At 35.4% G+C, this 15,372-nt stretch carries 12 protein-coding genes and 1 riboswitch; of the genes, 8 read left to right on the top strand and 4 right to left on the bottom strand.

The window, feature by feature from the left end; genetic code table 11:
* Window positions 1-18: 18 nt before the first annotated feature.
* Entirely contained in the window at window positions 19-927 is a 909-nt protein-coding gene (locus tag OEV98_RS11960) for an ABC transporter permease (RefSeq protein ID WP_263073520.1), read from the top strand.
* Between the two features lie 15 nt (window positions 928-942).
* Window positions 943-2,745, top strand: coding sequence for an oligopeptide ABC transporter substrate-binding protein (gene opp4A, locus OEV98_RS11955; protein ID WP_263073519.1), 1,803 nt, complete (start codon window positions 943-945; stop codon window positions 2,743-2,745).
* 153 nt (window positions 2,746-2,898) lie between these two features.
* Here opp4A and pckA read toward each other — a convergent pair whose 3' ends face one another.
* On the bottom strand, window positions 2,899-4,485 hold the full coding sequence (pckA, locus tag OEV98_RS11950) for a phosphoenolpyruvate carboxykinase (ATP) (RefSeq protein ID WP_263073518.1): 1,587 nt from the start codon (window positions 4,483-4,485) through the stop codon (window positions 2,899-2,901).
* Between the two features lie 232 nt (window positions 4,486-4,717).
* A riboswitch (SAM riboswitch) is annotated at window positions 4,718-4,824 on the top strand.
* A gap of 365 nt (window positions 4,825-5,189) precedes the next feature.
* Between pckA and metK the strand changes: the two genes are divergently transcribed.
* Both metK and asnB read left to right on the top strand, forming a co-directional pair.
* On the top strand, window positions 5,190-6,389 hold the full coding sequence (gene metK / locus OEV98_RS11945) for a methionine adenosyltransferase (RefSeq protein ID WP_263073517.1): 1,200 nt from the start codon (window positions 5,190-5,192) through the stop codon (window positions 6,387-6,389).
* A gap of 426 nt (window positions 6,390-6,815) precedes the next feature.
* On the top strand, window positions 6,816-8,714 hold the full coding sequence (asnB, locus tag OEV98_RS11940) for an asparagine synthase (glutamine-hydrolyzing) (protein ID WP_263073516.1): 1,899 nt from the start codon (window positions 6,816-6,818) through the stop codon (window positions 8,712-8,714).
* Window positions 8,715-8,816: 102 nt separating this feature from the next.
* Here the strand turns inward: asnB and OEV98_RS11935 are convergent, their stop codons facing one another.
* A complete protein-coding gene (locus OEV98_RS11935; protein WP_263073514.1) occupies window positions 8,817-9,344 on the bottom strand; it encodes a gamma carbonic anhydrase in 528 nt (175 codons plus the stop codon).
* Between the two features lie 231 nt (window positions 9,345-9,575).
* Here OEV98_RS11935 and OEV98_RS11930 point away from each other — a divergent pair, with 231 nt between their 5' ends.
* Together OEV98_RS11930 and OEV98_RS11925 are read left to right on the top strand one after the other, a co-directional pair.
* Window positions 9,576-10,643, top strand: coding sequence for a tetraprenyl-beta-curcumene synthase family protein (locus OEV98_RS11930; protein WP_263073513.1), 1,068 nt, complete (start codon window positions 9,576-9,578; stop codon window positions 10,641-10,643).
* A gap of 30 nt (window positions 10,644-10,673) precedes the next feature.
* Window positions 10,674-11,678 carry an LLM class flavin-dependent oxidoreductase gene (locus OEV98_RS11925; protein ID WP_263073512.1) on the top strand — a complete coding sequence of 335 codons (1,005 nt, stop codon included), beginning with the start codon at window positions 10,674-10,676 and terminating at the stop codon, window positions 11,676-11,678.
* A 57-nt stretch (window positions 11,679-11,735) separates the two neighbouring features.
* Here the strand turns inward: OEV98_RS11925 and OEV98_RS11920 are convergent, their stop codons facing one another.
* The gene (locus OEV98_RS11920; protein WP_263073511.1) at window positions 11,736-12,308 is read right to left on the bottom strand and encodes a class I SAM-dependent methyltransferase; all 573 of its coding nucleotides are present in this window, start codon (window positions 12,306-12,308) and stop codon (window positions 11,736-11,738) included.
* The gene (locus OEV98_RS11915) at window positions 12,305-13,267 is read right to left on the bottom strand and encodes a TIGR01212 family radical SAM protein (protein ID WP_263073510.1); all 963 of its coding nucleotides are present in this window, start codon (window positions 13,265-13,267) and stop codon (window positions 12,305-12,307) included. Before OEV98_RS11915 ends, OEV98_RS11920 begins: the two co-directional genes overlap by 4 nt.
* 263 nt (window positions 13,268-13,530) lie before the next feature.
* Between OEV98_RS11915 and OEV98_RS11910 the strand changes: the two genes are divergently transcribed.
* The gene (locus OEV98_RS11910) at window positions 13,531-13,797 is read left to right on the top strand and encodes a YtzC family protein (protein WP_263073509.1); all 267 of its coding nucleotides are present in this window, start codon (window positions 13,531-13,533) and stop codon (window positions 13,795-13,797) included.
* A gap of 337 nt (window positions 13,798-14,134) precedes the next feature.
* Window positions 14,135-15,331 carry an MDR family MFS transporter gene (locus OEV98_RS11905; protein ID WP_263073508.1) on the top strand — a complete coding sequence of 399 codons (1,197 nt, stop codon included), beginning with the start codon at window positions 14,135-14,137 and terminating at the stop codon, window positions 15,329-15,331.
* The last annotated feature ends 41 nt before the right edge of the window (window positions 15,332-15,372 follow it).

Here is a 15,372-nt window from a genome sequence, read left to right as displayed (position 1 = left end):
AAATTAGGGGGGGTAAAAATGAGTACACCAATTGTTGAAAAAAATAATATTTCCTTACAACAACAGAAAACCCCATCAGGTTTTAGTGTTATTGTGAGAGAGTTTGCTAAGGATAAACTCGCATTATTTTCATTAGTTCTCTTTTTAGGTATTGTTCTATATGTATATATATATAGCTTTATGTTGGACCAGGAAGCAATTACAAGGGTTGATTTATTTAATATCTTTGCAGAACCAAGTTCTGTTTATTGGCTTGGTACAGATTATGGTGGTAGAGATGTATTTGGTCAGCTGATTATTGGGGCCAGAAACTCTTTGACAATAGGTATTGTTATCACAGTTTTAACAGCAATCATTGGTTTAGTTCTTGGCTTACTTGCAGGATATTTTGGTGGTTGGGTAGATAATGTAATCATGCGTACGGTTGATTTCATCTTGGTATTACCAACAACAATGATCATTATCGTATTTGTGGTAATTGTGCCAGAGTTTAATGTTGCTAATTTCATATTTATTATGAGTATCTTTTATTGGACTGGTAAGGCAAGACTTATCCGGTCAAAAACATTAGCAGAACGTGAGCTAGATTATGTCTCTGCTTCGAAAACACTTGGAACTCCAAACTGGAAAATTATGCTATTCCAAGTGCTTCCGAATTTAAGTTCCATTATCATTGTTAACATGACATTGAATCTTGCAGGAAATATTGGAATCGAAACTGGTTTAACCTACTTAGGATTTGGTTTACCAGAAAGTACACCAAGTCTTGGGACATTAATCAGCTATTCCAGTAATCCCGATGTTATGGAAAATAAATGGTGGGTTTGGTTACCTGCAGCATTACTGATTTTAGTAATGATGCTGTGTATAAATTTTATCGGTCAAGCGTTAAAACGTGCAGCCGATGCAAGACAAAGACTAGGTTAAAAGGGGGAAAAACAGATGAAAAAAGGCAAATGGAAGTTTTTAAGCCTTCTTATCGTCCTAGGATTACTACTTTCTGCGTGTAGTAGTGGTACTAGCGGTAAAAAGAGTGAGGGACAAGAAGGGCAAGGTAGTGAACCTGAATTAGTAGATCCATCTTCCTTCCCTAAAACTGTTGTAAACGAAGAGACAGAGATTGATGGAGGTTCTTTAACTTATGCATTAGTTTCAGATACCGCTTTTGAAGGTATTTTAGACTATGCGTTCTATGAATCGTCTCCAGATGCAGAAGTAATAAGCTTTTTTGCAGAACCAATTTTCGCTTACGATGCTAACTATCAAATTACAAATGATGGAGAGTCAGCTGCAAAATTTGAGATGTCAGAAGATGGAAAAACAATGACTGTTACTATCCAAGATGGAGTAACATGGCATGATGGTGAACCTTTAAAAGCTGAGGATTATGCATTTTCATTCGAAATCATTGGACACCCTGATTATACAGGAGTACGTTATGGTGATGCTTTAATCTCTGGTATTGTAGGGATGGAAGATTATCATAATGGAAAAGCTGATACAATTTCTGGTATTAAAATCTTAAATGATAAACAATTAACAATTACTTGGGAAGAAGCAAATCCTTCTTTATTATCAGGTATTTGGTCTTATGCTGAGCCAAAACATCATTTTGAAGGAATTGAAATCGGTGACTTAGCTTCTTCTGATAAAATTCATACAGATTTACTTGGTTTCGGACCATTTAAGGTAACAAATATCGTTCCTGGTGAATCCGTTGAATATGAAGCATACGAAAACTATTATGGTGGAGCTCCAAAACTTGATTCTGTAGTATTAAAAGTGGTGAGTCCTACTACTATTGGGGAAGCAATTAAAAAAGGTGATGTAGATATAGCGTCATTCCCAACAGATCAATATGATAAAGATTATGTTCCAACTAATTTCCAATATCTAGCAGATATGGATGCGGCTTATACTTATATTGGCTTTAAATTAGGACATTGGGATGCTGAAGCTGGAGTAGCTGTTCAAGATAAGGATACCCCACTTCAAGATGTTAAATTACGTCAAGCTATTGGTTATGCAATGGATAATAAATCAGTTGCTGAACGTTTCTATCAAGGATTACGTGTTCCTGCAACAACATTAATGATTCCATTCTTTGCTGATTTCCATAACCCAGATATTGAAGGTTATAGCTACAATACTGAGAAAGCAAACCAATTATTGGATGAAGCAGGATACAAAGATGTAGACGGTGATGGTTACCGTGAAGATTTAGAAGGAAATGAAATGGTATTTAATTTCGCATCTATGAGTGGCGGTGAAACTGCTGAACCGTTAGCAAACTTCTATATACAAAACTGGAAAGATGTAGGTATTCATGTCCAACTTCTTGAAGGTCGTTTACATGAAATGAATTCCTTCTATGACAGAGTTGAAGGAGACGATGAAGCAGTTGATATTTATCAAGGTGCATGGGGGACTGGTACGGATCCTGATCCTTATGGACTATGGTCTAAACTAGCACCATATAACTATCCTCGTTTTGTAAATGATAAAAATGAAGAGTTATTAGCAGCTGGTCACTCTGAAGATGCATTTGATCAAGAATTCCGTAAAGATATTTATGATCAATGGCAACAATTAATGGTAGACGAAGCTCCAGTAATTCCAACTCTTTACCGTTACTACTTAATGGCAGTAAACAACCGCGTGAAGAACTACTCAATTGAAGCAGGTTCTGAACTTGGTTGGGAAGATGTAGCAGTTACTGCTGAAAAAGCATTCGTAGAAGAATAATTAAGTAAGAAGTATAAGAGTGCTCCTTTTATGGAGCACTCTTTATGTGGTCAATTTGTTATTGCATTTTTTTGCACTATCGAATATTTCTACATTATTATCTTATAAATAAAAGTACACAGGATGTCATCCTGTGTACTTTGCTATATAGGATTATTTAATTGGACCACCAAGTGTTTCAATTTCTTCAGCATCGCTCCGGAATTTTTTGAAGTTTTCACGAAATTGATTTGCTAGTTCTTTTGCCGTCTTTTGATACTCGTCTTCATTATTCCATGTTGCTGCTGGAACTAATACATCATCAGGTACACCTGGAACTTGTGCAGGAATTTGGAGTCCAAAAAATGGATCTGTTCGTGTTTCTGTTTTAGTCAATATGCCTTCGATAGCTGCTTGCACCATTTTCCGCGTATAGTTTAGCTTTATACGCGAACCAATGCCATATTTTCCACCAGTCCAGCCTGTATTAACTAAGAAAACTTGTACTTTATGTTGATCTATTTTTTCCCCAAGCATTTCTGCATACCGTTTTGCAGGTAAAGGTAAGAATGGAGCTCCATAACAAGTAGAAAAAGTTGCCTCTGGAGAAGTTACTCCACGCTCAGTTCCTGCAAGTTTACTCGTATAGCCGCTTAAGAAATGATACATTGCTTGTTCCTTCGTTAGCTTTGATATTGGTGGTAACACCCCAAATGCATCAGCAGTTAAAAATATGATGGTATTTGGGTGACCAGCTATACTTGGCTCGATAATATTTTCGATAGCTTGTAGTGGATATGCAGCCCGTGTATTTTCTGTTAATGTTGAATCATCATAATTTGGTATTCTTGTTTCATTATCTACCACAACATTTTCTAAAACAGCGCCAAATGAAATTGCTGAATAGATTTGGGGTTCTTTTTCAGCAGATAAATTGATACATTTTGCATAACAGCCACCTTCAATATTGAATACACCATTTTCTGACCAACCATGCTCGTCATCTCCAATTAATTGCCGATTTGGATCAGTGGATAATGTTGTCTTTCCTGTACCAGACAGTCCGAAAAATAATGCAACATCGCCATCATGCCCGACATTTGCAGAGCAATGCATGGAAAAAATATCGTTTTCAGGTAATAAATAATTCATTACAGTAAAAATTGATTTCTTCATTTCCCCAGCATATTCTGTACCACCAATTAATACAATTCCATGCTCAAAGGAAATAATGATAAATGTTTCGGATTGAACTCCATCCTCGATAGGATTTGCCTTAAAGGTAGGTGCAAATACAATCGAAAATTGTGGATCATGTGTTTTTAGCTCTTCTTTACTAGGACGAATAAATAATTGATGTGCAAAAAGGTTATGCCAGGCAAATTCGTTAATCACTTGGATGGGTAGACGATATTTTTTATCTGCACCTGCAAAACCTTTAAATACAAAAATTTCATCTTTTGTATTTAAATAATTCATTACTTTTTCATACAAACGATTAAAGACATCGGTAGATATTGGTTGATTTACAGTTCCCCAATCAATTTTATCCACCACTGATTTTTCTTTCACAATATATTTGTCTTTCGGAGATCTTCCTGTATATTTTCCAGTTGCTACACTAATAGCTCCAGAATCGGTGAGTATTCCTTCTTTTCTCTCCAATACTTTTTCCATTAACTGAGGAACAGATAGTTGCAAAGAAATATTTCCTTCATCCATTAAGTGTTTTAAATAATTGAACAAACTTATCGTCTCCACCATAACACTCCCTTTTAGGATTTTACTATATATTTCTATGAAAAGAGTATAACACATTAAACATAATAGTCTATACTATTTATTGAAATAATTTGAATATTTTTCAATGAAGAATGGTATTAAAAAATATATTCCGATTATGGGTAAATAATTTTATATAATTTGACTATTTAAAGCAAAAGTAATTGACATCACTTGATTTTTTCATGTATGATTTAATTTTGAACGGATACTCTTATCCCGAGATGGTGGAGGGACAGGCCCAATGAAACCCAGCAACCTACTCATCCTTGAGAAAGGTGCTAACCTGATGCAAGGAAAATCCTTGAGCGATAAGAGTGAAAGGTATCAAGCGAACATAACCTTTCCTCATAATGGGAAGGTTTTTTAATTGCTATTTATAGTAGTTTGTTGTTATATGATTCGTATCTCGATTGATTTATTGATGCGAATGCGATCATTAGTAACAACCTATTAATAAAATATGCCAACTTAAAAATTGAAAATACTAATTATGTTCCTGCAATCCTAAAATAATAGAAAAGCAATTAATGTTTATAATTAGGGGAATAATTTTACATACTAATTTATGTCCAAACTTTCCAAATTAGGATTGTGACTTATTTCATTAGGATTTCATAATATAGCTTTGAATGGGAAAGAGATAAGTATCCGTACATTGTAGAAAATTAAGGAGGTCTAAAATGACAAATCGACGTTTATTTACTTCTGAATCCGTTACAGAAGGCCATCCGGATAAAATTTGTGACCAAATTTCCGACGCAATTCTAGATGCAATCCTTAGTAAAGACCCAAATGCACGTGTTGCGGCTGAAACTTCTATTACAACTGGGCTTGTATTGGTGGCAGGTGAAATTACGACAACATCATATGTAGATATCTCAAAAATTGTTCGTGATACTGTAAGAGAAATTGGATATACTCGTGCAAAATATGGCTTCGATGCAGAAACATGCGGTGTTTTAACTTCTATAGATGAACAATCAGCGGATATCGCAATGGGAGTAAACCAAGCATTAGAAGCACGTGAAGGTACGATGTCCGATGAGGAAATCGAAGCAATTGGTGCGGGTGACCAAGGATTAATGTTCGGCTTTGCTTGTAATGAGACAAAGGAATTGATGCCACTTCCAATTTCATTGGCACATAAATTATCGCGACGCTTAGCAGAAGTTCGTAAAGAAGAAATATTACCTTATTTGCGTCCTGATGGAAAAACACAAGTAACAGTAGAATATGATGAAAATGGAAAACCTGTACGGATTGATACCATTGTTATCTCTACTCAGCATCATCCAGAAATTTCACTAGACCAAATTCAAAAAAATATTAAGGAATATGTTATTGATCCTGTAGTTCCAAGTGAACTTATCGATGGAAATACAAAATATTTCATAAATCCAACTGGAAGATTTGTTATTGGTGGCCCACAAGGAGATGCTGGATTAACTGGTCGGAAAATTATTGTTGATACATATGGTGGCTATGCACGTCATGGTGGTGGCGCATTTTCTGGAAAGGATCCGACAAAAGTGGACCGTTCCGCAGCATATGCAGCTCGTTATGTAGCGAAAAATATCGTTGCGGCAGGACTTGCAGATAAATGTGAGGTTCAATTAGCCTATGCAATAGGAGTAGCACAGCCTGTTTCCATCTCCGTTGATACTTTCGGGACAGGGAAGGTAAGCGAAAGCGTCTTAGTGGATGTTGTTCGGAATAACTTTGATTTACGTCCTGCAGGCATAATTAAAATGTTAGATTTACGCCGCCCAATCTATAAGCAAACGGCAGCTTATGGACATTTTGGCAGAACAGATGTCAATTTACCGTGGGAAAAAACAGATAAAGCAGAAACATTGAAAGATCAAGCATTAACGAAATAACAAATTAAACCATTAACAGCCTCTCCAAAAGGGAGGCTTTTTTATTTTACGAAAAAATATATTCACTTTTCTATAGTAGGAAAGGCTGCTTTCTATAGACTTATTTTATTGGAATGCTAGCAGAGTATACACATGTGGTCACCGTAAAAAACTAAAACTACACTTTCCTTGACAGTGAAGCTAACTACTTTACTGTTAAGAAATATAGGATTGAAAAATTTTCCAATAAATTTTGGGAAAGAAATGATAATTTTAGGAGGAAATCTTTTTTTGTAAGTGATAAAATAAAAATTAGTTGTTTTTTAAAGAAATAAGCTGAAACAATTATATGGTCTTTTTCGTCTTTAATGATAAAATACATGTAGCTTTAAATTACTATACTAAAACAAATAATAATTGATAGATAGAGTAGGTGCTTATATATAAATGTGTGGATTTATTGGATGTATTCATAATGAACCAAAACAATATACAGAAGAAGAATTGCATTTATTTAAACAAATGAACAATGTTATTGCCCATCGGGGACCAGATGATGAAGGATTCTTTTACGATGAGCATGTTCAGTTTGGTTTTCGAAGATTAAGCATTATTGATATTGAGGCAGGTAAGCAACCATTATCCTATGAAAATGAGCGATATTGGATTATCTTTAATGGTGAAATATATAACTATCTTGAAATTAGAGAAGAATTAGTGGAGCAAGGCTTATCTTTTGCGACACATTCTGATACTGAAGTCATCATTGCGTTGTATAGCCAACTAAAAGAAAAAGCAGTGGAAAAATTAAGAGGAATGTTTGCATTTCTAATTTGGGATAAAGAAGAAAAAACATTATTCGGTGCTCGTGACCCATTTGGTATAAAACCTATGTTTTATTATCACGATGAAGAAAATAATCAAACCTTTTTTGCCTCTGAAAAGAAAAGTATTTTACTGGCAATGAAGGATCAGCACTTAGATGAGAAATCACTTCAATATTATTTAACTTATCAATATGTACCAGAACCATATTCTTTAACTTCCAATATAGAAAAACTATTACCTGGCCATTATTTTATGAAAAAAATTGGTCAACCAATGCAAGTAGAACAATATTGGAAAGCAAGCTTCCAACCGATTCAAAAATCAGAGGAACAATGGGTAAAAGAAATTCGTGATGTATTATATGATTCTGTAAAAATGCATATGCGAAGTGATGTTCCTGTAGGATCCTTCTTATCAGGCGGTATCGATTCAACGATTATTGCCTCAATTGCGAAGGAATTCCATCCTAGCATTAAAACATTTTCTGTTGGCTTCGATCATGATGGCTTTAGTGAAATTGATGTGGCCAAGGAAACAGCGGATAAGCTTGGGCTTGAAAATATTAGCTATATAATTTCTCCTGAAGAATATATGAAGGAATTACCGGAAATTATTTGGCATCTCGATGATCCACTAGCAGATCCAGCCTGTGTTCCATTGTATTTTGTATCGAGGGAAGCACGTAAGCATGTAACAGTAGTATTATCTGGTGAAGGCTCAGATGAATTATTTGGTGGATACAATATTTATCGTGAACCACAATCTTTAAGTGTATTTAACAAAATACCAAATGCAATGAAATCCATTCTTCGTTACATTGCACGTATATTACCAGAAGGTGTGAAAGGAAAAAGCTTTCTTGAACGAGGAACAACACCGATGGAAGAAAGATATATTGGCAATGCAAAAATGTTTTTAGAAGAAGAAAAAATGAAATTAATGGCAAAATACAATAAGTCCATCAACTATTTAGACATTACCAATCCATTTTATAAAGAGACAACAAATTATAATCCAGTGGAGCGGATGCAATATATTGATATTCATACATGGCTTCGAGGCGATATTTTATTAAAAGCAGACAAAATGACAATGGCTCATTCCTTGGAATTACGTGTACCATTTTTAGATAAGGAAGTTTTTGATGTAGCATCGAAAATTCCAGATTCAATAAAAACGGCTAATGGTACAACGAAATATATTTTACGAAAGGCATCAGAGGGTATTATTCCAGACCATGTATTAAACCGAAAAAAATTAGGATTCCCAGTACCAATTCGTCATTGGTTAAAGAATGAAATGTATGATTGGGCTGTAAATATTATTAAATCAAGTGAAACAGATCATGTCTTAAATAAACAAGTCGTTCTTGATTTATTAGAGGATCACCGAAATAATAAAGGTGATTATAGTAGGAAAATTTGGACTGTCTTAGTATTTATGATTTGGCATGCGGTATATGTGGAAGAAAAATATGACTTTGAAGCATCATTAATTAAAGAAAAAGCTTTCGTATAATTTTATGTCTAATATCACGTTAGAAAATGAGTTAAAAAATAGCTACTCGCAATTCGAGTAGCTATTTATTCTTTCATGAATGTAGAAATGATGAAATAAATATTAATCATCGGTATGCTGGATGGATTTATAAAACTGTCCCTTTTCACGGTATTCACGAACGATCCGGTTCATATCTTGTATGTCGGCTTCTGTTAATTCACGAATCACCTTTGCCGGTCTACCAAAAGCTAAACTATTTGGCGGAATGGTTTTCCCTTGAGGAACTAGGCTGCCTGCACCGATAAAAGCACCTTCTCCAATTTCTGCACCATCTAAAATGATTGATCCCATTCCGATTAAAGCATTTTTTCGGATCGTACAGCTATGTAATGTTACTTGATGTCCGATGGTTACTTCATCCTCAATTATTAGAGGATTATTTGGACTTTGATGAAGTACACATAAATCTTGGATATTCGTATTTTTTCCAATTTTTGTCGGTGCAACATCCCCGCGAATAACAGTGTTAAACCAAATGCTAGAAAATTCGTCGATTTCTACATTTCCAGTAATGGTAACAAAGTCAGCTAAAAACACTGTTTCATGAATGTTAGGATAATATTCTTTATATGGATAAAGCTTATACATATTAAAATTCCCCCCTATTCTTGAATTGTGCTAAAAATTTTCCTATACTTCATTATTTTACATTAAATTTAGATGTGTATAGATATCCAATCGAAAGATTTTTAATTTTCATCTTGTTATAATAAGAAGACCATGGAAAACAATACAATTATAGAAGGAAACGGATATTAGAGAATAAATAAAAAACAGGATTGCATATTAGGCAAAATTAATGGAGCGAGGTGAATTTTCGTGTCAGTACCACAAAGTCCGATTTCATTAGTAGTTCATTCGTATAAAAAGATATTCCCAATTGTTCATAAGGAAATCGACTATTGGAAAAAACAAGCAAATGAAATTCCCAATAAGGAACTTAGGAAACAAGCACTTGCTAGCATTGATCGAAAGCTATTTCATTGTGAGGGAGGAGCGATTTTAGCTTTACTTGCAGAAGACTATTATGATAAGGTAATTCCCTTTATTGTAGCATATCAGACGATTAGCGATTATTTAGATAATTTATGTGATAGAAGCACATCACAGAATCCAGATGATTTTGCTGCATTACATGAAGCAATGATACATGCATTAACTCCTGGCGCAAAGACCAAAGACTATTACCGCTATCGTGATGACTTTGAGGATGGTGGTTATCTTACAGAATTGGTTGCTACCTGCCAAACGGTTCTCAAAGAAATTACTCATTATCCATTAATTAAGGAAAACTTATGGACATTATGTCATTATTATTGTGATTTGCAAGTACATAAACATGTTATTGTTGATGAAAGAGTTCCACGATTACAGAATTGGTTTGCACAAAATGAACAGAACCTTCCGGATATGGAATGGTATGAATTTTCCGCCTGTACAGGCTCAACGCTCGGTATTTTTTGTCTAGTTTCTTATGCGATGCGAGAGGATTTTACGGAGAAACACGGACAAGCTATTATTAATGGCTATTTTCCATATATTCAAGGCTTACATATATTATTAGATTACTTCATTGATCAGGAGGAAGATTTGGATGGTGGGGATTTGAATTTTTGTTCCTACTATGAAAATAATGAGACATTATTTAATCGACTGCAGATGTTTCTTCGAGAGGCTGATCGCCATACTGAACAGCTTCCAAATGAAAAGTTTCATCAATTGATTAATCGTGGCTTACTTGGAATATATTTATCAGATAGTAAATTAAATAGTCAGCACAACGTAAGGAAAATCGCAAAAAAATTAATTAAATATGGTGGATCGGCAAGCTATTTCTTTTACATAAACTGTAAAGCCTATCGTAAATTACAAGCGGTTTTTCGGTAATAGCGAAAAAATAGATAGGATGATGCTAAAATGGGAAAAATTACATTAAGTATTTTAGATCAATCGCCAATTTCAGAAGGAGAGCGTGCGGAGGAGGCACTTCAGAATACAGTTACACTAGCACAGGCTGCAGAAACATTCGGTTATCATCGTTTCTGGGTTTCTGAGCATCATGATACGTATAGTTTAGCTGGCTCATCACCAGAAGTGTTAATTGCTTATTTGGCAGCATCTACAAATAACCTTCGATTAGGGTCTGGTGGGGTAATGCTATCACACTATAGTCCTTATAAGGTGGCGGAAAATTTCCGAGTAATTGCAGGACTTGCTCCAGGGAGGATAGATATTGGGATTGGGCGAGCACCAGGTGGTATGCCAAGAGCATCCATTGCGTTAAATAATGGAAAAATGCGAGATGTAGATCATTATCCTGAAAAAGTAATGGATTTGTTACATTATTTGTACGATGAATTACCAAAGGACAATCCACTTTATGGACTAAAGGCATCTCCTATAATACAAACTGCACCAGAGCTATGGATGTTAGGGTCCAGCCGGAATAGTGCGAGTTTAGCGGCAAAAATGGGGCTGCCTTATAATTTTGCTTTATTTATCAACGGGGAAGAAGGAAATCATTTCATGAAATCGTATATAAAGGATTTTACCCCCTCCAAGCATTATCCAAACCCGAAAAATATCGTCACTGTTCATGCTATATGTGCTCCAACAGTGGAAGATGCGGAGCGGATTGCTGCAAGTAATGATTTAGCGATGATTATGCATCTAAACGGAATGGAGTCGCACGGAACTCCAAGCCCGGAAAAGGCACGAGCCTACAGCTATAGCTCCTTTGAATTAGCACATGTGAAAGAAAATCGGAAGCGAATGATTGTTGGTACACCCGAAATGATAAAAGAACAATTAAATAAAATAAGTGATAGCTATGAAACAGATGAAATAATGCTTGTTACGAATGCCTTTGATTTTCAAGAAAAAGTACATTCCTTCGAATTAATTGCAGACATAATGGCTTGAGTAATTTCTTGCATTAAAGAAGCTCCGTACAATTTCGGAGCTTCTCGTTTTATATCTTCATCTTTTTTCAATTGCAATAATGAAAGGTGGATTATTTTTTTGATTGATAAACTGGTACAATAAAACATTTGCCTGTGCTTGATCAATTGTTTTTACGTATTCTAGGATGGCATCCTTTTCCACTTTTCCTTCTGGATGACCATGATAAATTACGAGAACAATGATACCTCCTGGGGCGATATTTTCAAGTAATTGTTCAATAGCAGAAATCGTTGTCACTGGTAGTGTTACAATCGAATGGTCACCGCTCGGTAAATATCCGAGGTTAAAGATTGCTGCTGAAATTTTTTTTTGCTGTTCGATTGGTATTTTTTCTTTTAGCTGTTCATGTCCTGCATGGAAGAGAATAACCTGTTTAGAGACGCCGTGTTGTTGCAGTCGCTCATTTGTACGCTTAATTGCCTGCTTTTGCACATCAAAACCGTATACTATACCTTCTTCACCAACAAGCTGCGCAAGAAAGAGGGTGTCATTACCATTGCCAATTGTCGCATCAACCACAATATCCCCAGCTTTAATTGCATTGCTTAAAAGCTTATGGGAATATGGAAGGACCTTTTCTAACCTCATCTGTAAATCTTCTCCTTTGAAGCTTGTTTAAAAAATTTACCTTGCCAGCTATCTCTTTGTTGTAATTCTGCATCAATGGCATTTAGTACTTGCCATTTATTAACACTCCACATTGGACCAATCATTAAATCAATTGGTCCATCTCCAGTAATTCGATGAATAATCATTTCCGGTGGTAAAATTTCTAATTGATCACATACTAACTGAACATAGTCATCAAAGGAAAGAAATTTGACTAACCCTTTTTCGTATTGCTTGACCATTGGTGTTCCTTTTAATAAATGGAGCAGGTGGATTTTAATACCTTGTACATCCAATGCAGCTACTTGCTTTGCGGTTTCCATCATCATTTCAGGTGTTTCCATTGGAAGTCCGTTAATAATATGACTACAAATCCGAATGCCGTGCTTTCTTAGTTTTGCTACGCCATCTACATAACATTGGTAATCATGTGCACGATTAATTAATTTTGCTGTCCTTTCGTGAACGGTTTGTAATCCTAATTCCACCCATAAATAAGTACGCTCATTCAATTCTGCTAAATATTCAACGACATCATCTGGAAGACAATCTGGTCGAGTAGCAATTGAAAGTCCAACAACACCTTCCTGTTTAAGTACCGTCTCATATTTTTCACGCAAAACCTCTACAGGAGCATGGGTATTTGTGAAGGCTTGGAAATAAGCGATATATTTACCATCCTTCCATTTATGATGCATTTGTTGTTTAATTGTTTCGAATTGAATTTCTAAAGGCTCGACACGGTTCCCTGCAAAATCTCCAGAACCAGCTACACTACAGAAGGTACAGCCACCATGGGCTACTGTACCATCCCGATTAGGGCAATCAAAACCGCCATCTAATGCAACTTTAAAAATTTTCTCACCGAAATGATTGCGAAGATGGTAATTCCATGTATGATATCGTTTATTATCAAATGCATAGGAAAAAGGATGCATATATAATGTAAGCTCCTCTCTAGGCTAAAATAGCATAACGTTTGTACGTAAGGAAAATTTTATCAGTATTTCTTTAGGCAAGCAATCGGTATAGCGATCTTGTTAGAAATTGTTCATCGTTCGTTGGATAATAAATCCCATAAATCTCAAGCTTTTACCAGCAATTTGCTGTTAAATAAAGGAGCAAGCGTGGGACAATAAAACAGAAGGAAAAAATATTCCTTCATAATAGTTTGTAACGTTCACCTAGGGAGGAATCGTTCATGACAACTCGTGATGCGATGAACAGTTTTATTTCAAAATGTGAGGATACACTACAGCTTGCACGTGACCAATATATTGATGGTTCAAGACAAGGCCATTTTCATGACGTAGAATATAGTGAAGCACAGGCCCAATTGGAGGAACGCTACAATGAATTAATGGCTATGTATCATAGTGCAAGTGGAGAACAAAAGGAACGACTAAACCGAATGCGCCTCCAATTACAGCAATTACAAAATGAAATGACGTTATTAAATCATCATTGATGATTTCTACATTTTTGTTTAAAGCTAATTAGAGAGTTGAAAAATTTCCTGAATCTCAAACAAATTGACTGAATACACCATGATTTCTAACTGGAATCTATGTGTATTCAGTCATTTTCGTTTATTAAGATAACCTGTCATTTTATTCAAGTCGATTTTTAACGAATATACGTAATAAACAAAATAAATAATTATTTTTTTAGCAATATTATTCCATTGCACTAATATATGAAAAGCTCTAAAATTATTTTGTTATACGAAATTAACGTAGAACTCATGAACATAACCATGCTTTCATATAGCAATATATATTAAATAAATTTTAAGGAGCGCTTTTATGCCACGTGCTTTATGGATAATTATTATAGGAATGGTAGTGAATGTTACAGGTGGCTCTTTTTTATGGCCATTGAATACTATTTATCTTCATGAACATTTAGGCAAGTCAATGTCAGTTGCCGGATTCGTGTTAATGCTAAATGCTGCCGCAAGTGTTATTGGAAACCTCGCTGGTGGATATTTCTTTGATAAGCTAGGTGGTTATAAATCGATTGTATTTGGATCGGGAATCACGTTAGCTGCGCTTATAGGGATTACCTTTTGGCATGAATTTATGATGTACACCGTATTTTTAATTATTATTGGGTTTGGATCAGGTGTCGTTAATCCTGCGATGTATGCATTAGCGGGAGCTGCCTGGAAAGAGGGAGGACGAAAACCGTTTAACGCAATGTATGTTGCAGCAAATCTTGGAGTTGCGGTTGGTACTGCTATGGGGGGCTTTATAGCATCTATATCCTTTGAATTAATCTTTGTATCTAATATGATGCTTTATTTCATTTTCTTTGCGACGGCTTTCTTTTTCTTTAAAAATATATCAGAGGATACAGTGGCAAGTGTAGCTGTTTCTAAAGCAGAAAATAAATTGCTAACAAAGGAAAATAAACGAGGCATGACCGCATTGCTAATTCTCTCCACAGGCTATGCCCTTTGTTGGATTGCTTATGTTCAGTGGCAATCTACCATTGCGACGTACACACAAGAAATTAATATTTCACTTGAGCAATATAGCTTACTATGGACAGTGAATGGGGCATTAATTGTGCTTGCCCAGCCGTTATTGGCGAAATTTATTAAGCGATTTGCTAAAACAGTGAAATTACAAATCTTAATTGGTCTAGCTATCTTTTTCCTTGCATTTAGTGCCGCTTCTGTTTCCACAGCGTTTATTGGCTTTTTGGCTGCTATGATTATTATGACTTTCGGAGAAATGTTAGTTTGGCCAGCAATTCCAACGGTTGCTGATTCACTTGCTCCAAAAGGGAAAGCAGGAATGTTCCAAGGAATCGTGAATAGTGCAGCAACCGTAGGCAGAATGGTAGGTCCACTATTCGGGGGGATTCTTGTCGACTTATACGGGATGAACGTCTTATTCATCTGTCTCCTATTCTTATTTGGAATTGCAGCTGTAACAACCATCCTTTATGACAGAGGGCTAAAAAAAGAAGAACAACCAAATACAATGTCATTTTAAATAATTGTAAAAAATGGGTAACCAAATGGATGGTTACCCAT

Source organism: Perspicuibacillus lycopersici, assembly GCF_025660475.1.
In the GTDB taxonomy this organism is placed as follows: Bacteria; Bacillota; Bacilli; order Bacillales; family Caldibacillaceae; genus Perspicuibacillus; species Perspicuibacillus lycopersici.
This window is presented reverse-complemented; position numbering and strand designations above follow the sequence as displayed.

Excerpts from the sequence above, each read along its gene's own strand:
- OEV98_RS11935 (WP_263073514.1), bottom strand. The coding sequence starts at position 9,344 with ATGTATAAGCTTTATCCATATAAAGAATATTATCCTAACATTCATGAA.
- OEV98_RS11915 (WP_263073510.1), bottom strand. The coding sequence starts at position 13,267 with ATGCATCCTTTTTCCTATGCATTTGATAATAAACGATATCATACATGG.
- asnB (WP_263073516.1), top strand. The coding sequence starts at position 6,816 with ATGTGTGGATTTATTGGATGTATTCATAATGAACCAAAACAATATACA.
- opp4A (WP_263073519.1), top strand. The coding sequence starts at position 943 with ATGAAAAAAGGCAAATGGAAGTTTTTAAGCCTTCTTATCGTCCTAGGA.
- OEV98_RS11905 (WP_263073508.1), top strand. The coding sequence starts at position 14,135 with ATGCCACGTGCTTTATGGATAATTATTATAGGAATGGTAGTGAATGTT.
- metK (WP_263073517.1), top strand. The coding sequence starts at position 5,190 with ATGACAAATCGACGTTTATTTACTTCTGAATCCGTTACAGAAGGCCAT.
- OEV98_RS11960 (WP_263073520.1), top strand. The coding sequence starts at position 19 with ATGAGTACACCAATTGTTGAAAAAAATAATATTTCCTTACAACAACAG.
- OEV98_RS11925 (WP_263073512.1), top strand. The coding sequence starts at position 10,674 with ATGGGAAAAATTACATTAAGTATTTTAGATCAATCGCCAATTTCAGAA.
- OEV98_RS11910 (WP_263073509.1), top strand. The coding sequence starts at position 13,531 with ATGACAACTCGTGATGCGATGAACAGTTTTATTTCAAAATGTGAGGAT.
- OEV98_RS11920 (WP_263073511.1), bottom strand. The coding sequence starts at position 12,308 with ATGAGGTTAGAAAAGGTCCTTCCATATTCCCATAAGCTTTTAAGCAAT.